Origin of the sequence: Xanthobacter sediminis, assembly GCF_043195015.1 — a bacterium.
Lineage (GTDB): Bacteria > Pseudomonadota > Alphaproteobacteria > Rhizobiales > Xanthobacteraceae > Xanthobacter.
This window is the reverse complement of the sequence record NZ_JBAFWH010000002.1, coordinates 45,328-69,099: the sequence shown is the minus strand read 5'-3', so window position 1 is coordinate 69,099 and position 23,772 is coordinate 45,328. Positions and strand designations below refer to the sequence as shown.

Below are 23,772 nucleotides of genomic sequence, written 5' to 3'. Positions count from 1 at the left end.
AATATTTCGATGCGCCTGTTCTCCCCGGCCTTCACCAACGGCCAGCCCATGCCGCGCCGCTTCACCTGCGACGGCGAGAACGTGTCTCCCCCTCTCCAGTGGAGCGCGGCGCCCTCCTCGACACGCAGCTTCGCCCTGGTGTGCACCGATCTCGACGCGCCCCGCGGCACCTTCCACCACTGGGCCATCTTTGACTTGCCCCCCAACCTCTCCAGCCTCACCGAGGGGCAGGTGCTCTACGGCATCCGCGGCGGCATCAACGATTTCGGCAAGCTGGGCTATGGCGGCCCCTGCCCGCCGCGCGGCCACGGCACCCACCGCTACGTGTTCGAGCTGTTCGCCCTCAATGCCCAGCGGCTGGAATGCGGCCTGCAGCCCTCGGCCGCCGACGTGGCACGGGCCGCGCGCCTCCAGGCGGCCGACACCGCCCGCATCACCGGCCTCTACGCGCGCTGATCGGGCACAGGCACCGGGCATCGGGCGAGCGCGGCCTCCACCGCGGCATCCTCCACCTGGGTGAAGTCGTCATAGAAATAGCCGATGGCGTCGAACGCCTCGGGCGTCAGCAGACACACGATGTCATCCACCAGCGACCGCAGCGCGGCGAGGACCTGGGGCGGCGCGACCGGCACCGCCAGCACCAGCTCCTGTGGTCCGCGCGCGCGGATCGCCTCCAGCGCCGCCTTCACCGTGGCGCCGGTGGCAATGCCGTCATCCACCACGATCACCACCCGCCCGGCGATGGGCGCGCGGCGCCGCGCACCAATGTAGCGCGCCCGCCGACGCTCGATCTCTGCCAGCTCGCGCCGGCAGACGGCCTCGAAGGCTTCCTCGTCCACCCCGGAGAAGGCGATGATGTCGCGGTTGCGCACCACGATGGGCGCCGCCCCGTCCACCACCGCGCCCATGGCCAGCTCCGGCTGATCCGGCAGGCCGATCTTGCGCACGAGCAGGAGATCGAGCGGCGCATGGAGCGCCTCCGCCACCTCCAGCGCCACCGGAACCCCGCCGCGCGGCAGGGCGAGCACCACCGGATCGCGCCCAGCATAGCCGGAAAGGGCGGCGGCGAGCCGGTGCCCGGCATCGGTGCGGTCGCGAAAGCGGTTCATGGCCCCCTCCCCTGCGCACCCGCACCGAGATGGCGCAGGAACCAGGCCGAGGCGCGCAACGCCACCTGATCGAGCGCGCCCGGCTCCGCGAACAGATGGCCGGCACCCGGCACCACCTCCAGCGCCACCGGCCCGCCGAAGCGGATCAGCGCGCGCCGGTTCAGCTCCAGCACTTCCTCGTCGGCGCCGCCCACCAGCAGCAGCGTCGGCGCCCGCACCAGGGCCAGGACCGGCAGCACCAGATCGGGCCGGCCGCCGCGTGCCACGATGGCATCGATACGGTCGGGGAAACGGGCCGCGGCCGCCAACGCCACCGCCGCCCCGGTGCTAGCACCGAACAGGCCCACCGCCAGCCCCCGCGCCTCGCGCACACCGCCCGCCCAGTCGAGCACCTGGAGCAGCCGGTCGGACAGGAACAGGGGATCGAACATCTTTCGACTGTCGCCCTCCTCTGCGGGCAACAGCAGGTCGAACAGCAGGGTGGCGAGGCCGTCGCGGCGCAGATGCTCCGCCACCGCGCGGTTACGGGGGCTGCCCAGGCCGGAGCCGCTGCCGTGGGCGAACACCACGAGCCCCCGCGCGCCACCGGGCACGCCGAGCTCGCCGGGAAGGCCGAGCGGCGGGATGGCGCACGGGCGCACCATGGATGAAGCGTGCGAGACGGCCTGTTGCACCATGCGATGCACTCCCTCGGTGTCACCGAGGCCGATCCAGGACTGCGGCGCCGAGAGGATACACCCCGGAGGCAAAGGCAGGAAGGATCGCCACGGACGGGCCGGCGGCCGCCGGCCCCGGCTCCCCCGCCGGGCCGTATCCCGAAGTTTCCGTGCAATGGGGGATGGCGATCATTGATCGAGCGCAAAGCCGGCGCACGCGGTCGGCGTGCGCCGCGACACGACATCACCCCGAGGTCGCACGGCTGCGCTAGGATGCTCCATCTCGTCCGCTGGCCGAACCGGGCACCCCGCCATGACTGATCCATGGTCCTCGCCGCTCCCTGACGTCCTTGCCGCGCTAGAGGCGCGCCCCGAGGGGCTTACCCCAGAGGAAGCGGAGCGCCGGCGCGCGCAGTTCGGCCCCAACCGCCTTTCCGCCAGCCGCCGCGCCAGCGTGCTGCGCCTGCTGCTGCGGCAATACCAGAGCCCGCTGGTACTCATCCTCGTGTTCGGCGCCGTCGTGTCGGCGTCGGTGCGGGAATGGACGGACGCCGGCATCATCATGGCGATCGTGCTCGGCTCGACGCTGATGGGCTTCTTCCAGGAATACCGGGCCTCCCAGGCGGTGGCGGCGCTGCGCGCGAAGCTGGCGCTGCGCACCCTCGCACGCCGCGCCGGCGAGGCCCGGACCATCGCCGCCGAGGACCTCGTGCCCGGCGACGTGGTGGAGCTTTCCGCCGGCAATCTCGTGCCCGCCGACGGGCGGGTGATGGCGGCGCGCGATTTCCTCGTCTCCCAGGCCGCGCTCACCGGCGAGACCTTCCCGGTGGAGAAATCTCCCGAGCCGGTGGCGGCCGATGCCGCCCTCGCCGGGCGCACGAACATGGTGTTCCTGGGCACATCGGTGCAGAGCGGTACCGCCACCGTCCTCATCACCCGCACCGGCAGCGCCACCGAGCTCGGGCAGATCGCCGGCCACGTCTCGCGCGAGGGGGCAGACACCGAGTTCCAGCGCGGCATCCGCGGCTTCGGCTACCTGCTCACCCAGGTGATGACGGGCATCGTCATCTTCGTGTTCACGGTGAACCTGCTGCTGCACCGGCCGGTGGTGGAATCGCTCCTGTTCTCGGTGGCGCTGGCGGTGGGCCTCTCGCCGGAGCTGCTGCCGGCCATCGTCTCCATCACGCTGGCGGCCGGCGCGCGGGGCATGGCGCGGCGCGGTGTCATCGTGCGGCGGCTGGAGGCCATCGAGAACCTCGGCAGCGTGGACGTGCTGTGCACGGACAAGACCGGCACGCTCACCAAGGGCGTGGTGGAATTCAACGCCGCCCTCGATCCGGCGGGTGCCGAGAGCCTCGCGGTGTTCGGCCTCGCCGCCCTCAACGCGCGGCTGGAAAGCGGCATCGCCAATCCGCTCGACGCCGCCATCGTCGCCGCGGCGGAAGCGAAAGGCTGCCCCTGCCCCGGCGGCGCCAAGGTGGACGAGATCCCCTACGACTTCGTGCGCAAGCGCCTCACCATCGTGGTGGAGGAGGACGGCCGACACCTGATGGTGACCAAGGGCGCCTTCGACCCGGTGCTGGACTGCTGCGACGCGCTCGCCTCCCCCTCCGGCCCCGTGCCGCTCGATGAGGCCGGGCGGGCGCGTCTCCAGGAGCTGTTCCGCGCCCGCGGCGAGGAGGGCTTCCGCGTGCTCGGCATCGCCAGCCGCCGGCTGCCGCCGCAGCCCGGCTACGCCCGCGCCGACGAGGCCGGCATGGTGTTCGAGGGCTTCCTGCTCTTCTTCGACCCGCTGAAGGAGGGCATCACCGAGACGGTGCGTGAGATCGAGAAGCTCGGCATCGCCGTGAAGATCCTCACTGGAGACAACCGCCACGTGGCCGCCCACGTGGCCGCCGCCGTGGGGCTCGACACGCGCCACCTCATCACCGGCCGGCAGATGAACGAGATGCGCGACGAGGCCCTGTGGCACCTCGCCGAGCAGGCCAGCCTGTTCGTGGAGCTGGACCCGCAGCAGAAGGAGCGCATCATCCGCGCACTCCAGCACCGCGGCCACGCGGTGGCCTACCTGGGCGACGGCGTGAACGACGCGCCCGCCCTCCACGTGGCCGATGCCGGCGTTTCCGTGGACCACGCAGTGGACGTGGCGCGCGAGACGGCAGACATCGTGCTGCTGAAGCAGGATCTGGACGTGCTGCGGCAGGGGGTGGTGGATGGCCGGCGCACCTTCGCCAATACGCTGAAGTATATTTCCATCGCCACCTCCGGCAATTTCGGCAACATGATCTCCATGGCTTTCGCCTCTGTTGTGGTGCCGTTCCTGCCGCTGCTCGCCAAGCAGATCCTGCTCAACAACTTCCTCTCCGACATCCCGGCCATGGCCATCTCCACCGACAATGTGGACGAGGAGGCCCTCGCCGCCCCGCAGCGCTGGAACATCCGCGCCATCGCCGTTTTCATGCTGGTGTTCGGGCTGGTGAGCACCCTGTTCGATTTCCTCACCTTCGCGGTGCTGCTCGGCGTGTTCCAGGCCGGCGAGGCGCTGTTCCAGAGCACATGGTTCGTGCTCTCCGTACTCACCGAGCTTTCGGTGATCCTCGTGCTGCGCACGCATATGCCGAGCTGGCGCAGCCGGCCAAGCCGCTTCCTCTTCGCCGCCGCTCTGCTGGTGGCGGCGCTCACGGTGGCCCTGCCCTTCATCCCGCCGGTGGCGGAGGCATTCGGCTTCGTGCCGGTTCCCGCCAGCCTCCTGGCGGCAAGCGCGGGGATCGTGGTGCTTTATGTGGTGGGCGTGGAGTGGACTAAGAAGCGCTTTTATTCGGGCGCCCACGTGTGGCATCGCCAACATCACGCCAAGTCGTTCCGGAGACACTGGCTTTCCCGCCCCTGACGAGCCCGCCCCACCCCAGGCGGAACGGGCCGAGAGGCTTCCTTCGCCCCGCAGAAATGAATGGAATGCCCGTACGATAAATGTAATAATATTGTATTATTATGCTTATCGTATTTTTTATCATTCGAAATGAATTATAAAAACTTATATTTGATTATATTTATAAAATAAAAACAAATATACGTTGCATTTTCAATTTCTCCACCATCACGCCATCAAATAGACAGGACGATATCCATATCTGTCACGGCGAGATTTGACACTCGCTCCATGTTGCAGATATGATACATTCAATGATCCGTTGAACTATCGAGCCTCTACGGAGGCCTTTCCGGGCAATTCTTGCCCCGTCGCCACCCGCTTCACGCGGCGCGCGGCACGCCCTTGCAACACAGGGGGACCCCATGACCGACTTCGACACACTGTCGCGACAGCCCCGGTGGCCTGCCGCCTGTCCGCCCCCCTTGACGCCAAGGCCCTACGCCACGCTTACGGTGCTCGGCGGCGGAGCCTGGGGCACCGCCCTCGCGGTCGTTGCGGCCCGCGCCGGCTGCGGGGTGCGCCTGTGGCTGCGTGACGCCGGACGCGCCGCCGAGATCGCCCGCACCGGACGCAACACCGCGCGCCTCGGCGACATTCCCCTGCCCGACGGCATCACGCCCACCGCCGATCTCACCGCCGCGCTCAAGGGCGCCGAGGCGGTGCTGCTCGTCACGCCCTCCCCCACCATTCGCGAGATGGCAGGGCGGATGGGCGGCCTCGCGGCGCCCGAGGTGCCGCTGTTCGTGAGCGCCAAGGGCATCGAGGCCGGCACCGGGCTCATGATGTCGGCCGTAGCGCAGGCGGCGGCGCCGGGTCGCGTCATCGGCGTCGTCTCCGGCCCCACCTTCGCGGACGAGACCGCCGCCGGCCACCCCACCGCCGCCACCGTCGCCTGCGCCGCGGGGCCCGACGTGCCGCCCCACGCCCGCCCCGGCGCCCGCATGGCCGCGAGCCTCACCTGCCATAGCTTCCGCCCCTACGTCTCCGATGACATGGCGGGCGTGGAGGTGGGCGGGGCGGTGAAGAACGTGGTCGCCATCGCCTGCGGCATGCTGGCGGGCGCCGGCTTCGGGGAGAACACCCGCGCCGCGCTCATCACCCGTGGGCTCGACGAGATGAAGGAGCTGGCGGTGCGCCTCGGCGGCCGGCGCGAGACCGTGACCGGGCTTTCCGGCCTCGGCGACCTCATGCTCACCTGCTCCAGCCCTAAGTCGCGCAACTTCCGCTACGGTTTCGCCCGCGGCCAGGGCCGCTCCGACGGCGAGGCCTTCGGCGGCGCGGCGGTGCTGGTGGAAGGCCGCCACAATGCGGTGACGGTGACGGACCTCGCCCGCCGCCTTGGCCTCCACATGCCCATCTGCGAGATGGTCCGCGCCGTGGTGGCCGAAGGCCGGCCCATCGGCGAGGCCTTCGCCGCCTTCTGGGCCGCGCCCATCCAGGCCGAGCCGCGCGCCCTCGACCTTGCCTTCCCCCACCCCGCCGAAGCCGAGGTGACGCGCCGCTTCGAGGCCCTGCTGCCGTGACGGCGGTGACGCGCGCGCGCGTCCTATCCCCGACCACGGCGCCCACCTGGCGCCTCGTGCTCGCGACCGATCTCGACGGCACCTTCCTGGGCGGCACGCTGGCCATGCGCGCGGCGCTGTACGACTGGATTTCCCGTCACCGCGACAGCGTCGGCCTCATCTTCGTCACCGGCCGCGATCCGGACTTCATCCGCGCCCTGTGCGCCGGCGAGGCGGGGGACGGCCCGCGCGTGCCCCTGCCCGACTATGTGGTGGCCGACGTGGGCACCACGGTGGCGCAGGTGGAGCTGCGGGCGGGCCGCCCCGCCTTGTCCTTCATCCATAAGCTGGAGGCGCCCATCGCGGCCGCCTGGGGCGCGCGCTCCGCTTTCGTGCGGGAGACCCTGGCAGGGGCGCCGGGCCTGCGGCCGCAGGACACGCCCTTCCGCCACCGCATGTCCTATCACTACGACCCCGCCGCCTACGATCCCGCGGCGGTGCGCCCGCTGGAGGCGTCGGGACTCGACATCCTGATTTCCGCCGGCTGCTTCCTCGACGTGCTGCCGGGCGGCGTGAACAAGGGCTCCACCCTGCTGGCGCTCATCGACCACATCGGCGTGCCGCGCGCGGACGTGCTGGTGGCCGGCGACACGCTGAACGACCTCGCCATGTTCCGCACCGGCCTTCACGGCGCGGTGGTGGGCGGCGCCGAAGCCGCGCTCCTGGACGCGACGGCGGCCCTGCCCCACGCCCGGCACTGCCGCACGCCCGGCGCCGGCGGCATCGCGGAGGCCATCGCCGCCTTCAACCTTCACCCCACGCCTCCGGAGGGGAGCTCATGAAATCGGATCTCGTCATCGTCTATCACCGCGCGCCCTACGAGGAGGTGGTGGAGGATGGCGTGACGGTCCTCCGGGAGCACGGGAGCCCCAACGGCATCGTGCCCACGCTGAAGGCGCTCATCGGCCGCATCGACCGCGCCGCCTGGGTGGCCTGGAAGGAGGCGGAGGACCCCGCCGAGCCGGGGTTCGCGCGCGTGGTGGAAATCTCCGACAGCTTCGGCACCTATGCCGTCAGCCGCCTGCCGCTGACGGCCGAGCAGGTGCGCAGCTTCTACCACGTCACCTCCAAGGAAGCCTTCTGGCCCATCCTCCACGGCTTCAAGGAGCGCTACAATTACGACCCCGTGGACTGGCCCACCTTCCGGGCTGTCAACTGGGCCTTCGCGGAAGCCGCGGCGCAGGAAGCGGCTGATGACGCCGTGGTGTGGGTGCACGACTACAACCTGTGGCTCGTGCCGGGCTACCTGCGCCAGCTCAAGCCCTCAGTGCGGATCGCCTTCTTCCACCACACCCCCTTCCCCGCGCCGGACATGTTCAACGTGCTGCCCTGGCGGCGGGAGATCGTGGACAGCCTGCTCGCCTGCGACGCGGTGGGCTTCCACGTGCCGCGCTATGCGCAGAACTTCATGGCGGTGGCCCATTCCATCGCCGGCGCCCGCCCGCTGCGCGACGCTGAGACTGACCCGAGCATGACCCACGAGGGCACCGCCCTCAACGAGATGTTCACCCCCCTCGCCCTTTCGGCGCGCGGGCGCACCGTGCGCATCGACACCACGCCGGTGGGCGTGAACTTCAGGCATATCGAGGCGCTCGCGGCGGCCCCCGCGGTGGCGGAGAAGGTGGAGGCCATCCGCGCCGGTCTGGGCGGGGCGCAACTGGTGCTTTCCGTTTCGCGCACCGACTACACCAAGGGCAACATCCAGCAGCTCGAAGCCTTCGAGCGCCTGCTGGCGCGCCGGCCCGAGCTGCACGGCCGGGTGCGCTTCATGCTGGTGTCAGTGGGCGCCAACCGGGGCATGAGCGCCTATGAGGACGTGCAGCAGCGCATCGAGGAGCTGACCGGGCGCATCAACGGCGCCTTCGGCAGCTTCGAGTGGCAGCCGGTTTCGCTCGTCTCCACCGCCATCCCGCTGGCGGAGCTGGTGGCCTACTACAAAGCCGCCGACGTCGCCGCCATCACGCCCCTGGCGGACGGCCTGAACCTGGTGGCGAGCGAATTCTGCGCCGCCCAGGGGGAGGACGGGCGCGGGGTGCTCATATTGTCCGAGTTCGCCGGGGCGGCGGTGCTGCTGGAAGGCGCCATTCCCGTGAACCCCTTCTCCAACGCCCACATGGACAAGGCCCTCGACCAGGCGCTCGCCATGCCCGAGGCAGAGGCGCGCGGCCGCATGGGGCTGCTGCGCGCTTCCGCCCGCCGCTTCACCTTGGAGGACTGGGCCGAGACCACCCTCGCCGGCTTTGAGGCCCTGCGCGCGCCAAGCGTGCGCGGCGTCGCGGCGTGCGATGTCGCCTGAGGGCGAGAGGGCGTCGCGAGAGGGCGTGGATGGCGCCACATTCCGGCTGGCGCGGCGGCGGGCACGCCGTTATATGAGGGGCAGGTCCCCGTAGCTCAGCAGGATAGAGCACAGGTTTCCTAAAAATTGGGCACCCGTGGCGGAAACGTCCGGCGTGAATCCGCTCAAAGTCGGGGAAAGCTTCGGCCGCTTGGCCATGCCGATCCCGAGCCAAGCCGCCCGGCCCGTGATGCCTCCATCCGGACGGCGGAAGGTGTAGAGACTAGACGGGCGGCGCCTAAAGCCTCGCGGAATCTTCCGCAGGCCATGGCGAAGGGATAGTCCAGACCACGAACGCCGGCGGCCCCGAGGGCCCAAGGCGGCGGCGAAAGCCGAAGTGGGATGAAACCTGGTGTCGCGTGTTCGAGTCACGCCGGGGACACCACTCTGATTTTTCCGGCTTCCGCCGATGGCGGTGCAAGGCTAGGTGCGGCCGTCCGAGGCGCCGGGCCCGCAGATGCCTGGGGAAGGCGTGGGCGCGGCAGGCTCGCGCAATCGAACGCCCGACTGCTTTGTCATGGCGCCGACGGGCTTCGAGGCCCAAGCTACCGCCCCTTCGGCGCCGGAACGATCGGCCGGCGCGGCCTCGCCGCTCACCCTTCGCATGCGCCCTCAGCCGGCCGGTGTCCGCGAGACCGCCGGACGTCCCGCGTCGGGGATTTCGAGAAAAGGGAATGACGGCAAAGGCTCATGAGCTGGCTCTCGGTGCCTTGGTCAGCCCGCGCGACGGTCGGGCGGCACTCCCTTGGTGCCAGTCAAAGGCCCGTCCAGTCGCGTGAAGCACCGGCAAAGACCAGCCTCGGATGCGCTCGGCCGCCCGCGCCGGTGCACGCACGCTGCCGGGCTCACGGATCTTTTCCGACTGTCCCACGCGCCCTCGGCGCCGCTCCACCCCGCCCCCATGGGTTCACTTCGCGCCGCTGATGCGATCATCGCCCTGCACCGCATGCAGAAGTGGAGGGCGCGGGGGAGGCCGCGAAGCGGCGGCGCGGACGCAACCGCCGCCGCGCCGCCGCTTTCCCCCGCTACGGAAGCCCCCTGCCGCGTGAATGACCGGAGCACCATGGCCGCCCTTACTCTCAGCCGACGCCGCCTCCTGGCCGCGGCCACCCTCGCCGGCACATCCGGCTTCTGGCACGCGCCGCCTGCGCGGGCCGAGACGCTCGCTCCGCGCCTCGCGGAGATCGAGGCGCGCACCGGCGGGCGCCTCGGGGTCGCCATCCGCGACACCGGCAGCGGCCGGCGCTGGAGCCACCGGGCGGACGAGCGCTTCCCGCTCATGAGCACCTTCAAGGCCTTCGCCTGCGCTGCCGTGCTGGCGAAAGTAGATCGCGGCGCGGCGCTGCTCGACGCTCCGGTGACGGTGACGCCCGCCGACATCCAGCCCCATTCGCCAGTCACCGGAGCACATGCGGGCGGCAGGCTGTCCCTTGGCGCGCTGTGCGCGGCGGCCACCGCCGTGAGCGACAATGCCGCCGCCAACCTCATTCTGGCGCAGATCGGCGGCCCGGAGGGGCTGACGCGCTTCATGCGTGCCATGGGCGACGAGGCCACCCGGCTCGACCGCTGGGAAACCGCCCTCAACGCTGGCACGCCCGGCGACCCGCGTGACACCACCACCCCGGCAGCGGCGGCCCGCAGCCTCGAAGCGCTGCTGCTCGCGGACGTGCTTTCGCCCGCCTCGCGCGGGCAGCTCACCGCATGGCTGGAGGCCGATGCCGTGGCCGGGGCGCTGCTGCGCGCGGGGCTTCCCGCCGGCTGGCGCATCGCCGATCGCACCGGCGCGGGCGGCCACGGCTCGCGCGGCATCATCGCTATGATGTGGCCGCCGGGTCGGCCGCCGGTGGTGGCCGCCGTCTATCTCACGCAGACCGACCTTTCTCTGGAGGCGCGCGACGCCGTCATGGCCGAGATCGGCCGCGCCCTGGTCGAGGTGCTGCGGTGAGAGCCGGAAACGCGCGACTCAGGCGCGCCGCCGGAAGACCAGGGAGAGATTGTTGGCGGGCATCTCGACGACCTGCTCAAGGTCGATCCCCTGCCCGGCGGCGCAGGCCGCCACGTCCTCCAGCTTCCTGAGGCCCCAGCGCGGATCGCGCCGGCGCAGGTCCGCGTCGAAGGCCGCGTTGCTCTCCACGGTAGGCATGCCGGCGCGGCGGAAGGCGCCGTAGACATAGAGCGGGCTGCCCGGCGGCAGCAGGCGGGCTGCACCGCGCATCAGCCCCTCGGTGGCCGCCCAGGGGCTGATGTGGAGCATGTTGATGCACACCACAGCGTCCGCCGCCTCCACCGGCCAATCGGCGGCGGCATCGAGGGCGAGGGGCGCGCGCATGTTGGCAAGGCCCTCCGCCGCGATCCAGGCGGCGATGGAGGCCCGCGCCTCGGGCGAGGGGTCGGAGGGCTGCCACGTCAGGTCCGGACGCGCCCGCGCCATGTGCACCGCGTGCTCGCCGGAGCCGGAGGCCACCTCCAGCACCCGCGCGCCGGGCGCAAGCAGCGGGCTCAGCACCGCGCGGATGGGCTCGCGGTTGCGCGCCGCCGAGGGCGCGGAAAGGCGGGCCTGAGTTTCGATGCCGGACACGCAATACCTCCTCGCGCTGTGGCGCGCGACGGCGCGAACCACCCTCGCATGGTGCCCGAGGCGGCAGCGCGCCTCAACCGCGCGGGAACGGCAACGCTGCGTAAGAAAGGGTGAACGGCCGGCGGCGGCGCGTGCCTTCAATGGCGTGCGGGATTGCGGTAACCTTCGGCCATGCCACAGGCTCTTTCGAATGCGACGTCCGGCGGCGCGCGCGCGGGAAAGAAGCGGCCGCGCGCACGGGTCGCCGGGGCCGCGCGCATCGCCGCAAGCGTGCTCGGCGCGCTGGCGGCCGCGCCCCTCCTCGCCTCCGGCGCGGACGCGGCCGGCGCGAAGCGGCCTGCCTGTGCCGCCGGGGAATCGACTGCCGGGCTTTCCGCCCGCATCGCCGGCATGGGGCCGGACGGAAGCCTGCTGCTCACGGATAGCCGGCGCTTCGTTCCGGACGGCATCGTCCTGCCCACTCGGCTGGAGCCGGTGGACGGGCTCCCAGAAGCCGCAGCGCGCGCCGCCATCGACGCAGTGGGCGGACAGGAGATCACGTTTTCGCGCGTCGGTATGGACCGGCACGGGCGCCTGACGGGCGCTGCGCGGGTGGCCGGCGCGGACGGCCCGGAGGCCGACATCGCCACCCGCCTGGTGGCAGCCGGGGCCGCTTATGCGAGCGCGGACGCGGCCTGCGCGCTGTCTCTGGCCGCGGCCGAGCGGGCCGCGCGCGCGGCGCGGCGGGGCCTGTGGGCGCGGCCGGGCGCCGTCGCGGCGGCGGAAAACGAGGAGGAGATGGGGCGCCACCTCGGCCTTCATGCCGTTGCGGAAGGACGCATCAAGGCGGTTGGCGGACGGCGTGAAACGACCTATCTGAATTTTGGTGAGATCTGGCGACGGGATTTCACGGTGCTCGTGCCGACCAGGGATTTCGCCATAATCTTCGGGCATGGCGCAGGTTCCGGCCACGATCCCGACACCTTGCGGGGTGAACGGGTGCGCGCGCGCGGCGTGGTGCGGGAACAGGGCGGCCCGGCGATCATGGTCCGGTCTCCGGCCGGCATCGAGCGGCTCGGCGAGCGAGCGGGAAGCGAGGAGTGAAGTTGAGCGCTGAGGCCCGAAACGCGAGCGTGCTCCGGCGTGATGCGCCGCGGCGTCGGCTGCGGGCGGGCGTCGTTTTTCTTGCGCTGCTGCTGGCCGGCTGCTCCACGGCCGAGCTCGACCAGGTGAGCGTGCCCCTTTCCGGCGCGCAGGCCTCCGAGTTTGCCGACATGTCCCCCGCCCAGCGGCGCGAGCACGAGCGGCTCGTGGCCAGCTACGGCGGCGCCTATAACGATCCCGAGCTGAAGGCCCTCATCCAGCAGGTGGTGGAGCGGCTGGTGGCGGCGTCCGAGCGGCCGGACCTGAAATACCGCGTCACGGTGCTGAACTCGCCGGCCGTGAACGCCTTCGCCTTGCCCGATGGCTCGCTTTACGTCACCCGCGGCCTGCTCGCGCTCGCCAACGACACCTCCGAGATGTCCTCCGTGCTCGCGCACGAAATGGCGCATGTCATCGCCCGCCATGCCAACATCCGCGAGGACCAGGTGAAACAGGCGGTGCTGGTGAGCCGCGTCATCTCCGACGTGGTGAACGACCCCGACCTGGGGGCGCTCGCCATGCAGAAGAGCCAGCGCACCCTCGCCTCCTTCTCCCGCGGGCAGGAGCTGGAGGCGGATGCCATCGGCGTCGGCATCGCCTCGCGCGCGGGGTTCGATCCCTACGGCGCCTCGCGCTTCCTCACTGACATGGGCCGCTCCTCCGAGATGCGATCCACCGCGCTCGGCGGCTCCGCCACGCCGCCGGAGATGGACTTCCTCTCCTCGCACCCGGCCACGCCCGAGCGGATCTCCATCGCCATCGCCAACGCGCGCCAGTACGCCGTCCCCGGCAACGGCGAGCGCGACCGCAGCGCCTATCTCTCCGCCATCGACGGCATGGTCTATGGTGACGACCCCAAGGAAGGCTTCGTGCGCGGGCGCAAGTTCTTCCACCCCAAGCTCGGCTTTACCTTCACCGCGCCCGAGGGCTTCTCGCTGGAGAACACCTCCCAGGCGGTGCTCGGCGCCACCAGCTCCGGGCGCGAGGCGCTGCGGCTCGACGCCGTGCGCGTGAGCCCCGACCAGTCCCTGGCGCAATACCTCTCCTCGGGCTGGATCGACGGGGTGGAGATCAACACGGTCGAGACCCTGAGCGTGAACGGCTTTTCCGCCGCCACCGCGATCGCGCGCGGCGACCAGTGGTCGTTCCGCATGTTCGCCATCCGCTTCGGCTCGGATGTCTACCGCCTCATCTTCGCCGCCCGCGAGCTGACGCCCGAGCTGGACCAGCGCTTCCGCACCGCCGCCAGCACCTTCCGCCGCGTCTCCTCGGGGGAGGCGGAGACGGTGAAGCCGCTGCGCTTGCGCCTGGTCACGGTGGGCTTCGGCGACACGCCCGACAAGCTCGCCACCCGCATGCAGGTGCCCGACCGCCACCTGGAGCGCTTCCTGACGCTCAACGGGCTCGATGCCAACGCCAAGCTGAAATACGGCGACAAGGTCAAGATCATCGCCGAGTGAGCCTGCGGGCGCTTGTTGCATCGCAGCGAAATGCGCCTAATCTGATAGCCGGCAAATTATGATCGCGGAGATTCCGGCGATTCATGCCGCCGGCCTCGGTCTGCTGCCGGCACCGAAAGGACGCGCTCGAACGCCGCGCGGGCTCAACTCGAGGAAAGGGGTGGCCATGACCTTTTCCGTCACGCTGATCGATCTCGCCGGCTATGCGGCCCTGTTGCTGTGGGGCACGCACATGGTGCGCAGCGCCGTGGAGCAGGCTCTGGGGCCGCGGCTGAAGGCGGTGCTCGGGCGGGCATTGCGCAACCGCTGGCAGGGGTTCGCGGCCGGGCTCGCCATCACCGCCCTGCTGCAGAGCAGCACCGCCACCGCCTTCATGGTGTCCGGCTTCGCCGCCGCCGGGTTCGTCGATCTGGTGCCGGCGCTGGCCGCGATGCTGGGGGCCAACGTGGGCACCACGCTGATCGTGCAGGTGCTCTCCTTCGATGTCGCCGCCGCCGCGCCGGGGCTGGTGCTGGCGGGCCTCATCATGTTCCGCACGCAGCGGGGCTCCGCTGCCCACGACCTCGGGCGGGCCGTCATCGGCCTCGGCCTCATTCTCATCGCCCTGCACCAGCTTGTGGAGCTGATGCGACCGCTGGAGGACGCGCCTTCCCTGCGCATGCTGCTGGGGCAGGTGGCGACCGTGCCCATGCTGGACGTGATCCTGGCGGCCGCCCTCACCTGGGCGGTGCACTCCTCGGTGGCGGTGGTGCTCATCGTCATGTCGCTGGCGAGCCAGGGCGTCGTGCCGCCCAATGCCGCCTTCGCGCTCATTCTCGGCGCCAATCTCGGCAGCGCGCTGGCGCCGGCGCTGGAGGCCGCGGGCGGAACCGACCCCGCCGCCCGGCGCCTGCCCCTGGGCAACCTCATCAACCGGGCGCTGGGGGTGGCGCTCGCCCTCGCCTTCATCGAGCCCATCGGCCGCTTCATGGTGACGATCCAGGGCGATCCGGGCCGGGCGGCGGCGGATTTCCACACCCTGTTCAACCTGGTGACGGCGGCGGCCTTCCTGCCGCTGCTCGCCCCCTTCTCGAAGCTGCTGCGCCGCCTTTATCCGGACCGCGAGGACCCGGCCGACCCCAGCCGCCCCATCTATCTGGAGCCCGCCGCGCGCGAGACTCCCATCGTGGCGGTGGGCGCGGCGGCGCGGGAGGCCATGCGGCTTGCCGACACGGTGGGCGACATGCTGGCCGGCGCACGCGACGCGCTCATCTCCGGCGACCGCAGGCGGCTGGCCGAAACGCAGGGCATGGACGACATCCTCGACCGGCTCAACCGCGAGATCAAAACCTACCTCACCGCCATCGACCCCGCCGAGTTGACCGACGCCGACCGGGCGCGGGTGGACGAGATCCTCACCTTCGCCACCAACATGGAGCAGGCGGGCGACGTGGTGCACCACAACCTTCTGCTGCATGCCGCGAAACGGCTGAAGCGAGGCCTCTCCTTTTCCCCCGAGGGCCGGCGCGAGCTGGAGATGCTGCTGAACCGGCTCGCCGACAACGTGCGGCTCGCCGCCTCCCTGTTCCTCACCGCCGACCCGCGCGCGGCCCGGCTGCTGGCGGGCGAGAAGGCGGCCTTCCGCGCCAGCGAGAGCCTTGCCACCCGCAGCCACTTCGACCATCTGCGCTCCGGGCTCGTGCACCTCGCCGAAGCGAGCACGCTGCACCTCGACCTCATCCGCGACCTGAAGCTCATCAACGCCCATATCGTCGCGGCGGCGGCCTATCCGGTGCTGGAGCGCTCCGGCGAACTGCTTGCCAGCCGCCTTGCCGACGAGGCCGCCGCCCATCCGGCCTGAGGGGCGCCCTCATCGAAAACTCCTGAGCCACCTTGCGATATGGGCCCGGCCGTGGATAATGCGCGCCACGGCCTGGGGTGCCGCGTGCGCACGCGGCTGAGATCATACCCATCGAACCTGTCTGGATCATGCCAGCGTAGGGAGGTGCCGATGAGCGAGAGCTTGTCGCCTGTTTCTTCGTCTTCCGCCGCGTCCCCAGTGCGCCCGCGGGTCGCCATCGTGGGCGCCGGCGTCATGGGCCTTTCGCTGGGCTGGCGCCTCGCGCGCGCCGGCTGCGCGGTGGACATCTACGAGGCCGGCGTCGCCGGGCGCGGCGCCAGCCATGCCGCCGCCGGCATGCTGGCCGCCTGCGCCGAGGCGGAGCCGGGCGAGGATGAGCTGCTGGCCCTCAACCGTCTGAGCCAGGTCCTGTGGCCGCAGTTCGCCGCCGAGCTCGAGGCCGAATCGGGAGCTAGCGTGGACCTGCGCACCGAGGGCACGATCACCATCGGCCTCACCGCCGACGACGCCGCCCGCCTGCGCCACCTGTTCGCGCTCCAGACCTCCCTCGGTCTGCCCGTGGAGTGGCTCGGCGCCGCCGCCGTGCGCCGCCTGGAGCCGCATCTCGCCGGCCAGCTTTCCGGCGCCATCCTGAGCGCCGAGGACCATCAGGTGGACAACCGCAAGGTCGTCGCCGCCCTGCTCACGGCCGTTGCCCGCGCCGGTGTGCGCCTGCATGAGAACAGCTCCGTCAGCCGGGTCGCCACCCTGGGTGGCAAAGCCACGGGCGTGGTGGTGGGCGACGAGCTGAAGACGGCGGACGTGGTCATCCTGGCCGCGGGCGCCTGGAGCCGGGGGGTGGACATCACCCCCGCCGCGCCGCTGCCGGTGCGCCCGGTGAAGGGCCAGATGATGGCCCTACGCATGGACCCGGCCGCCCCCCTGGTGAACCACGTCATCTGGGCGCCCCATTCCTACATCGTCCCCCGCCGCGACGGCCGCCTCATCCTGGGCGCCACCACGGAGGAAAAGGGCTTCGACACCGACCTCACGGCCGGCGGGCAGCTTGCCCTGCTCACTTATGCATGGCGCGCGCTGCCGGCCATCGAGGAATTGTCCATCCACGAGCAATGGGTGGGCTTCCGCCCCGGCAGCCGCGACGACGCGCCCATCCTCGGCCCAGCCGAGGAGGTGGAGGGGCTGGTCTATGCCACCGGGCACCACCGCAACGGCATTCTGCTGCTGGCCGTGACCGCCAAGGTCGTGGCCGACTTCGTGCTCGAAGGCCGCCTCGACCCGGTGGCCGCCCCCTTTCGCGCCGGCCGCTTCGCGCCGCGCGCCGCGGCGGAGTGAGCGCCATGACGGCCACCCTGGAGCTGACCGTGAACGGCGCCGCCGAAGCCCTGGCGGCCGCCACCGTCGCCGACCTCATCGGCGCCAAGGGGCTCGACCCGGCGCAGAAGGGCATCGCCGTGGCGCTCAACGGCGCCGTGGTGCCGCGCCGGGCCTGGGGCGACACCCACCTTTCCGCCGGCGACACGGTGGAGATCATCACCGCCAAGCAGGGCGGCTGACCCGGCGCGACAGGACACGAGAACGACCATGAGCACGAATGCCGATCCCCTCGTCATCGCCGGGCGTACCTTCCAGTCGCGCCTGTTCCTGGGCACGGCGGGGTATCCGAACCAGAAGGTGTTCCTCGACGCGCTCGCCGCCTCCGGCGCACAGATGGCGACCGCCTCCATCCGCCGCATCAGCCTCAGCGGCTATGAGGAAAGCCTGACGGATCTCCTCACCGGCCGCGTGCACATCCTGCCCAACACCGCCGGCTGCCAGACCGCCAAGGACGCCGTGCTCACCGCCGAGCTCGCCCGCGAGGCGCTGGAGACCGACTGGGTGAAGCTGGAGGTGATCGGCGACCGCGAGCTGCTCTACCCCAATGTGGAGGAGCTGCTCAAAGCCACCGAGGAGCTGGTGAACCGCGGCTTCGTGGTGCTGCCCTATTGCAACGACGATCCCGTCACCTGCCAGAAGCTGGCGGACCTGGGGGCCGCGACCGTGATGCCCCTCGGCTCCATGATCGGCTCCGGCCTCGGCATCGCCAATCCGCACATGATCGAGCTCATCTGCTCGCGCTCGCCGGTGCCGGTGGTGCTGGACGCCGGCATCGGCACCGCCTCCGATGCCGCCCTCGCCATGGAGCTCGGCTGCTCGGCGGTGCTGCTCAACACGGCGGTCTCCAAGGCGCTCGATCCGGTGCGCATGGCGGGTGCCTTCCGCCACGCTGTGGAAGGCGGGCGCCTGGCGCGGCTCTCGGGCCGCATCCCCAGGAAGCTGCATGCCGAGGCGTCCAGCCCCGAGTTCGGCCTCGTGGGAAGCTGAATGGCCGTGCTGCCGGCGCCGCCGCTGCTGCTCATCACCGACCGCCGGCAGGCGCGCGGCGACCTCGCGGAGGTCGTTCGCGCCGCCTGCGCGGGCGGCTGCCGCTGGATCTCCCTGCGCGAGAAGGACCTGCCGGAGGCCGAACAGCTCGCCCTGTTCGCCCACCTCCGAGCCGCCGTCGCCCCCTTCCGCGCGCAGCTGACGCTCCATGGCGCGCCGGAACTGGCGCGTGCCGCAGGAGCGGATGGCGTGCACCTTCCGGACGGCGGCGACGTGGCGGCGGCGCGGGCGCTGCTCGGCCCCCATGCCCTCATCGGCCTTTCTATCCACACGCTCGCGGACGCCGGCGGGAGCGACGCCGTGCATGCGGACTACATCACCGCGAGCCCCGTGTTCCAGACCGCCTCCAAGCCCGGCTACGGCCCGGCGCTGAGCGTCGCCGGCCTTGCCGTCTTCGCCGCCGCGGCGGTGGTGCCCGTGGTCGCCCTAGGCGGGATCGAGGCGCACACTGCGCGCTCCTGCCTGGATGCGGGTGCGAAGGGCATCGCCGTCATGGGCACCGTGATGCGCGCAGAAGACTCGGCCGAGAGCGTCCGTCGCCTGATCGCGGCACTGAATCAGCCGCCAGCATCGGGTGACTCGCCCGTTTGAACGCCCGGCGCGACAATCCGGCGGGTTACTCCGCCCATTCCATGTCGCTGGTGAAGATGATGGTGAGCCAGCGGTCCGGGCTATCCGGCCCGATGGCATTGCCGATGACGTCGCGCATGGCATCCCACTCCGCGATGGGGCGTGCCGGCGCATCGGAGGGGACGATGAAGTACAGCTCGATCTGCTGCGCCCGCCCCACCTTCGCAACATAGGCGCGGAAAGACTTGAAGCCGTACGTCGCCACCGCCTTGCGGGCGACCTCGTCCACGTGCGCCTTCAGGTCGCTCGGGGTCACCAGCAGGATGTCCGCCAGTGCCTGCTTCACCGTGCCCACCGGCAGCGGGATGAGGACGAGGCACACCACCGCCAGCACCGCCGGGTCCACATAAGGCGCCAGCCAGCCATAGGCGGTACCCTCGATGGCGGCGCCGATGATGAAGGCCACCAGCAGCGCCAGGGTGATGCCCCCCGACATGACCCACGCGCGCGCGTCGAGGGCGATGAAATCCGAGCGGATGCGCCGGTTTGCCCGCATCTCCAGCACCGCCGCCAGCGCGCAGGCGAAGACCGTCACCACCGCATAGACGATGGCGAAGCCGAACTCGAGCGGACGCCCGCCATCCAGGAGCAGGCTCACCGCATTGAAGAAGGCGTAGGCGGAAACGCCCATCAGCAGGATGCCGTTGAGGCCGAGCACCATGGGCTCGAGGTGCCAGAAGCCCACGGTGAACCGATCCCGCAACCGCTTCGAGGCGGCGGCGGCATCGGTGTAGGAGCGGATCAGGTTCACCACCGTGAGGGCGAGCAGGCTCATGCTCGCGTCGATCAGCGAATAGACGCCGTCGAAGAGGATCGAGAAGGAGCCGGAGAGGAGGCCGAATCCCACGCCGAAGGTCGAAATGGCGATGGTGACGGCGATGGACATGCGCAGCACGCCCCGTTCATCGCCGAGGTCGAAGATCGTCTTCAGGGATCGCATGTTCGCTCCACCGGGCTGGCCCGCGCCGCCCCGGCGCGCCTGCTGGGTCTTTCAGCATCCGGGCCGCCGGGGAGCAAGGCCGGGCTGACCGCTTTGGCGACCTGCAAAAGAAAAGGGCCGGCGCGAGCCGGCCCTTCCCATGTTCAAGGGACGATCGCGGGTAGCGATCAGTCCTCCTTGGTCTCTTCCGCGCGCTGCTTGAGGGCGGCGCCCAGGATGTCGCCGAGCGAAGCGCCCGAATCCTGCGAGCCGAACTGCGCCACGGCCTCGCGCTCCTCGGCGATTTCCATCGCCTTGATGGAGACCTGCACCTTGCGCGCCTTGCGGTCGAACAGGGTGACGCGGGCGTCGAGCTTGTCGCCCACCGAGAAGCGCTCGGGGCGCTGGTCGTTGCGGTCGCGAGCGAGCTCGGAGCGCTTGATGAAGGCCGACAGATCGGTGCCGGTGAGCTTCACCTCGATGCCGCCGTCCTTCACGTCGGTGACTTCGCAGGTCACGACAGCGCCCTTGCGGACATCGCCAGCCTCGGCGAAGGGATCGCCGGCGAGCTGCTTGATGCCGAGGGAGATGCGCTCCTTCTCGACGTCCACGTCGAGCACCACGGCCTTGACCATGTCGCCCTTGCGGTATTCGTCGATGACCTGCTCGCCCGGACGGTTCCAGTCGAGGTCGGAGAGATGGACCATGCCGTCCACGTCGCCGTCGAGGCCCAGGAACAGGCCGAACTCGGTCTTGTTCTTGACCTCGCCCTCGACCACCGCGCCGGGGGCATACTTCTCGGCGAAGGCCTCCCAGGGGTTCTGGAGGGTCTGCTTGAGGCCGAGGGAGATGCGGCGCTTGGCGCTGTCCACTTCCAGCACCTGCACTTCCACTTCCTGCGAGGTGGAAACGATCTTGCCGGGGTGAACGTTCTTCTTGGTCCAGCTCATCTCGGAAACGTGGATCAGGCCTTCGATGCCCGGCTCCAGTTCCACGAACGCGCCGTAGTCGGTGATGTTGGTGACGCGACCCTTGAAGCGGGCCTCCACCGGATACTTGGCCTCAATGCCCTCCCAGGGATCGCCCAGGAGCTGCTTCATGCCGAGCGAGATGCGGTGGGTCTCGTGGTTGATCTTGATGATCTTGACCTTCACCGTCTGGCCGATGGAGAGCACCTCGGTCGGGTGGTTCACGCGGCGCCAGGCGATGTCGGTGACGTGCAGCAGGCCGTCGATGCCGCCCAGGTCAACGAACGCACCGTAATCGGTGATGTTCTTGACCACGCCCTCGATGGCCTGACCCTCTTCGAGGTTCTGCACCAGCTCGTGGCGCTGCTCGGCGCGGGTCTCTTCCAGCACGGTGCGGCGGGAGACCACGATGTTGCCGCGGCGGCGGTCCATCTTGAGGATCTGGAAGGGCTGCTGATTGTGCATCAGCGGAGCCACGTCGCGGATCGGGCGGATGTCGACCTGCGAGCGCGGCAGGAACGCCACGGCGCCGTCGAGATCCACGGTGAAGCCACCCTTCACCTGGTTGAAGATCACGCCGAAGACCTTCTCGTTGGCGGTGAACGCCTTCTCGAGCTTGACCCAGCTCTCCTCGCGGCGCGCCTTGTCGCGCGACAGGACAGCCTCGCCCATCGCGTTCTCGACGCGCTCGAGATAGACCTCGACCTCGTCACCGACCTTGATGGGGGTGTCGCGGCCGGGGCCGGCGAACTCACGCAGGGCCACGCGGCCCTCGGTCTTCAGGCCGATATCGATGATCGCCAGATCCTTCTCGATGGCGACCACGATGCCCTTGACGACCGAGCCTTCGGCGGGTTCGGCGCGGCCGAAGCTCTCGTCCAGCAGGGCGGCAAAATCTTCACGGGTGGTTTCTACGGCGGACATTCACGCTCCAGATCTTTTGCGCCGGCGGCTCGCGTTGCGAGGCCCGTACCGAACGGGTGTCCTCTCGTTCCCCTTGCGGATGAACGACAGAACGGCCGCCGACGTTCCATCGGCGGGCCGGCGCTGAAGCCGGACGGTACGGACGAATTCTGTGATTTCTGGCCCATCCGGGCCGGGGACCGAAGCGCGCTCAGCGAAAGCCTGGGCGGGGAGCCTCCGACGATCAGGGCGCGTATCCCGCGGACCCTGCCCCACCCGGGACGGCTCCCCACCTTAGGGAGCGCAGCCTCGAATGCCGGTCACTTAATGGAAAGCGCACCCGATTGCAAGGGTTCGCGCCGGCTCCGGCGGCTCCGGAAAAAAGAAAAACCGCCGCGCTGGCGAGCGCGGCGGCATGGAGAGGCGGAAATCCGGCGGCGGATCAGCCGCCGCAGGCTTCCAGCACGTCGTCGAAGGTGCGCAGGCCGGCGCGGGGCGAGTTCACGAGAACCGCCATGTTGCCGGGGGCGTGCTTGTTCTGCCACATCTTGGTGTGCGCCTCGGGGATGCGATCCCAGGGGAACACTTCCGACATGCAGGGGTCCACGCGCCGGTCGACGATGAACTCGTTGGCGGCGGAGGCCTGCTTCAGATGAGCGAAGTGCGAGCCCTGGATGCGCTTCTGGCGCATCCACACGTAGCGGGCGTCGAAGGTGATGTTGAAGCCGGTGGTGCCGGCGCAGAACACGATCATGCCGCCGCGCTTGCCCACCAGGGTGGAGACCGGGAAGGTGGTCTCGCCCGGATGCTCGAACACGATGTCCACGTCGCGCTTGCCGGTGATGTCCCAGATGGCCTTGCCGAACTTGCGGGCTTCCTTCAGCCATTCGGCATATTCGGGCGAGTTCACCTTGGGGAGCTGGCCCCAGCACTTGAACTCCTTGCGGTTGATGACGCCCTTCGCGCCGAGGCCGAGCACGTAGTCGCGCTTGGTCTCGTCCGAGATGACGCCGATCACGTGCGCGCCCGAGGCCGCAGCGAGCTGCACGCCGAACACGCCGAGGCCGCCCGAGGCGCCCCACACCAGCACATAATCGCCCGGCTTCACGGTGTGCGGCGGGTGGCCGAACAGCATGCGGTAGGCGGTGGCGAGGGTGAGCGTGTAGCAGGCGCTCTCTTCCCAGGTGAGGTGCTTGGGCCGGCGCATGAGCTGGCGCGCCTGCACCCGGCAGAACTGGGCGAAGGAGCCGTCCGGCGTCTCATAGCCCCAGATGCGCTGGGTGGGGGAGAACATCGGGTCGCCGCCGTTGCACTCCTCGTCGTCGCCGTCGTCCTGGTTGCAGTGCACCACGACCTCGTCGCCGACCTTCCAGCGCTTCACCTTGGACCCCACCGCCCAGACGATGCCCGAGGCATCGGAACCGGCGATGTGGTAGGGCACCTTGTGCACGTCGAACACGGAGATGGGCTCGCCGAGGCCGGCCCAGATGCCGTTGTAGTTCACGCCGGCGGCCATGACGAGCACGAGCACGTCGTTCTCGCCCAGCTCCCAGGTGGGCACCACCTCGAGCTGGAACGACTGCTCGGGAGGGCCGTGCCGGTCACGGCGGATGGCCCAGGCATACATCTTCGAGGGCACATGCCCGAGCGGGGGAATCTCGCCCAGCTCGTAGAGATCCTTCACCGCCGCATCACCCGCAGCTGCCGTCTGGCCCATAGCGTCCCGTCCTCTCATCTCGACCGGCAGCGGACTCTTCGGTCACGTCCACCGGCACCCCTATCGCGATGCAAACTAGCAGAGAAGAAATTCAAGTCGATAGTCCCCGCCTGTTGAACCTTGCATCTATCCGTTGTCACAATGCGGCGGACCGGCGGGCCGCCCGTCCGCGAGAACCCCTGGACAAGGCCACGGCGAGGCTCCATGCCGTTGCGGCTGGCGCTTTCGCGCCTGCGAAGGAACGAGGAGAGGGTGAGGGATATGGGCATCTTGTGGATGATCATCGTCGGCGCCATCGCCGGCTTCCTCGCGGGGCAGGTCTTCCGCGGCTACGGCTTCGGCTTCGTGGGCAACGTGGCCGTGGGCATCGTGGGCGCGCTCATCGGCGGCTTCCTGTTCGGCAATGTCTTCCTGGTGGGCGGGCTCGTGGGCCAGATCATTTCCGCCACCATCGGCGCCGTGATTCTGCTGTTCGTCATCTCGCTGGTGAAGCGCTGAGCCGGCACAATCACGCCTGAGCCCGTACGCGGGAAAAAGCGCGCGTCGGTGGGAAAAATTCCCGTCGACGCCGCGTTCATCGCAACGCACAATCAGCGCATCTGAAAAGAAACGAACAACGG

The 23,772-nt window shown here is 70.1% G+C and carries 20 protein-coding genes, 1 tRNA gene and 1 riboswitch; of the genes, 15 read left to right on the top strand and 6 right to left on the bottom strand.

Features of this window, described 5'->3' with window-relative positions:
• The first annotated feature begins 9 nt into the window (after window positions 1-9).
• Window positions 10-456, top strand: a complete 447-nt coding sequence (locus tag V5F61_RS02355) for a YbhB/YbcL family Raf kinase inhibitor-like protein (protein WP_393987154.1) — start codon at window positions 10-12, stop codon at window positions 454-456.
• Here V5F61_RS02355 and V5F61_RS02350 read toward each other — a convergent pair.
• Both V5F61_RS02350 and V5F61_RS02345 read right to left on the bottom strand, forming a co-directional pair.
• On the bottom strand, window positions 444-1,109 hold the full coding sequence (locus V5F61_RS02350; protein WP_393987153.1) for a phosphoribosyltransferase: 666 nt from the start codon (window positions 1,107-1,109) through the stop codon (window positions 444-446). The genes V5F61_RS02355 and V5F61_RS02350 overlap by 13 nt on opposite strands.
• The gene (locus tag V5F61_RS02345; protein ID WP_393987152.1) at window positions 1,106-1,786 is read right to left on the bottom strand and encodes a dienelactone hydrolase family protein; all 681 of its coding nucleotides are present in this window, start codon (window positions 1,784-1,786) and stop codon (window positions 1,106-1,108) included. The genes V5F61_RS02350 and V5F61_RS02345 overlap by 4 nt, the downstream gene beginning before the upstream one ends.
• A 292-nt stretch (window positions 1,787-2,078) precedes the next feature.
• Here V5F61_RS02345 and mgtA point away from each other — a divergent pair, with 292 nt between their 5' ends.
• From mgtA to bla, 6 genes are all read left to right on the top strand, one after another.
• Window positions 2,079-4,655 (top strand): magnesium-translocating P-type ATPase, encoded by a 2,577-nt coding sequence (mgtA, locus tag V5F61_RS02340; RefSeq protein ID WP_393987151.1) that lies wholly within the window; start codon window positions 2,079-2,081, stop codon window positions 4,653-4,655.
• A gap of 404 nt (window positions 4,656-5,059) precedes the next feature.
• Window positions 5,060-6,220, top strand: coding sequence for an NAD(P)H-dependent glycerol-3-phosphate dehydrogenase (locus tag V5F61_RS02335; RefSeq protein WP_393987150.1), 1,161 nt, complete (start codon window positions 5,060-5,062; stop codon window positions 6,218-6,220).
• On the top strand, window positions 6,217-7,041 hold the full coding sequence (locus tag V5F61_RS02330; RefSeq protein ID WP_393987149.1) for an HAD family hydrolase: 825 nt from the start codon (window positions 6,217-6,219) through the stop codon (window positions 7,039-7,041). Before V5F61_RS02335 ends, V5F61_RS02330 begins: the two co-directional genes overlap by 4 nt.
• Window positions 7,038-8,555, top strand: coding sequence for a glucosylglycerol-phosphate synthase (gene ggpS, locus V5F61_RS02325; RefSeq protein WP_393987148.1), 1,518 nt, complete (start codon window positions 7,038-7,040; stop codon window positions 8,553-8,555). Before V5F61_RS02330 ends, ggpS begins: the two co-directional genes overlap by 4 nt.
• 341 nt (window positions 8,556-8,896) lie before the next feature.
• Window positions 8,897-8,979: transfer RNA gene (locus tag V5F61_RS02320), tRNA-OTHER, on the top strand.
• 678 nt (window positions 8,980-9,657) lie between these two features.
• Window positions 9,658-10,539 carry a class A beta-lactamase gene (bla, locus tag V5F61_RS02315; protein ID WP_393987147.1) on the top strand — a complete coding sequence of 294 codons (882 nt, stop codon included), beginning with the start codon at window positions 9,658-9,660 and terminating at the stop codon, window positions 10,537-10,539.
• A gap of 18 nt (window positions 10,540-10,557) precedes the next feature.
• On the opposite strand, the gene V5F61_RS02310 is transcribed toward bla, so the two are convergent.
• Entirely contained in the window at window positions 10,558-11,163 is a 606-nt protein-coding gene (locus V5F61_RS02310; protein ID WP_393987449.1) for a DUF938 domain-containing protein, read from the bottom strand.
• A gap of 279 nt (window positions 11,164-11,442) precedes the next feature.
• On the opposite strand from V5F61_RS02310, the gene V5F61_RS02305 reads away from it, so the two are divergent.
• The 7 genes from V5F61_RS02305 to V5F61_RS02275 all read left to right on the top strand — a co-directional run bounded on the left by V5F61_RS02305 (window position 11,443) and on the right by V5F61_RS02275 (window position 18,606).
• Window positions 11,443-12,255: a hypothetical protein gene (locus tag V5F61_RS02305; RefSeq protein WP_393987146.1), complete on the top strand. Its 813-nt coding sequence runs from the start codon at window positions 11,443-11,445 to the stop codon at window positions 12,253-12,255.
• Window positions 12,252-13,754, top strand: coding sequence for a M48 family metalloprotease (locus tag V5F61_RS02300; RefSeq protein WP_393987145.1), 1,503 nt, complete (start codon window positions 12,252-12,254; stop codon window positions 13,752-13,754). Before V5F61_RS02305 ends, V5F61_RS02300 begins: the two co-directional genes overlap by 4 nt.
• 166 nt (window positions 13,755-13,920) lie before the next feature.
• Window positions 13,921-15,594, top strand: a complete 1,674-nt coding sequence (locus V5F61_RS02295) for a Na/Pi cotransporter family protein (protein WP_393987144.1) — start codon at window positions 13,921-13,923, stop codon at window positions 15,592-15,594.
• 63 nt (window positions 15,595-15,657) lie between these two features.
• Window positions 15,658-15,754, top strand: a riboswitch (TPP riboswitch).
• Window positions 15,745-16,926 (top strand): glycine oxidase ThiO, encoded by a 1,182-nt coding sequence (gene thiO / locus V5F61_RS02290; protein WP_393987143.1) that lies wholly within the window; start codon window positions 15,745-15,747, stop codon window positions 16,924-16,926. (Overlaps the previous riboswitch by 10 nt.)
• Before the next feature lie 5 nt (window positions 16,927-16,931).
• Window positions 16,932-17,147 carry a sulfur carrier protein ThiS gene (gene thiS / locus V5F61_RS02285; RefSeq protein ID WP_393987142.1) on the top strand — a complete coding sequence of 72 codons (216 nt, stop codon included), beginning with the start codon at window positions 16,932-16,934 and terminating at the stop codon, window positions 17,145-17,147.
• 28 nt (window positions 17,148-17,175) lie between these two features.
• Window positions 17,176-17,955, top strand: coding sequence for a thiazole synthase (gene thiG, locus V5F61_RS02280; RefSeq protein WP_393987141.1), 780 nt, complete (start codon window positions 17,176-17,178; stop codon window positions 17,953-17,955).
• Window positions 17,956-18,606: a thiamine phosphate synthase gene (locus V5F61_RS02275; RefSeq protein WP_393987140.1), complete on the top strand. Its 651-nt coding sequence runs from the start codon at window positions 17,956-17,958 to the stop codon at window positions 18,604-18,606.
• Between the two features lie 25 nt (window positions 18,607-18,631).
• On the opposite strand, the gene V5F61_RS02270 is transcribed toward V5F61_RS02275, so the two are convergent.
• The 3 genes from V5F61_RS02270 to ccrA all read right to left on the bottom strand — a co-directional run bounded on the left by V5F61_RS02270 (window position 18,632) and on the right by ccrA (window position 23,152).
• Window positions 18,632-19,585 (bottom strand): cation diffusion facilitator family transporter, encoded by a 954-nt coding sequence (locus V5F61_RS02270; protein WP_393987139.1) that lies wholly within the window; start codon window positions 19,583-19,585, stop codon window positions 18,632-18,634.
• 167 nt (window positions 19,586-19,752) lie between these two features.
• Window positions 19,753-21,456, bottom strand: a complete 1,704-nt coding sequence (gene rpsA, locus V5F61_RS02265) for a 30S ribosomal protein S1 (RefSeq protein WP_393987138.1) — start codon at window positions 21,454-21,456, stop codon at window positions 19,753-19,755.
• A gap of 421 nt (window positions 21,457-21,877) precedes the next feature.
• Window positions 21,878-23,152, bottom strand: a complete 1,275-nt coding sequence (gene ccrA, locus V5F61_RS02260) for a crotonyl-CoA carboxylase/reductase (RefSeq protein WP_393987137.1) — start codon at window positions 23,150-23,152, stop codon at window positions 21,878-21,880.
• A gap of 261 nt (window positions 23,153-23,413) precedes the next feature.
• Between ccrA and V5F61_RS02255 the strand changes: the two genes are divergently transcribed.
• Entirely contained in the window at window positions 23,414-23,650 is a 237-nt protein-coding gene (locus V5F61_RS02255) for a GlsB/YeaQ/YmgE family stress response membrane protein (protein WP_393987136.1), read from the top strand.
• The last annotated feature ends 122 nt before the right edge of the window (window positions 23,651-23,772 follow it).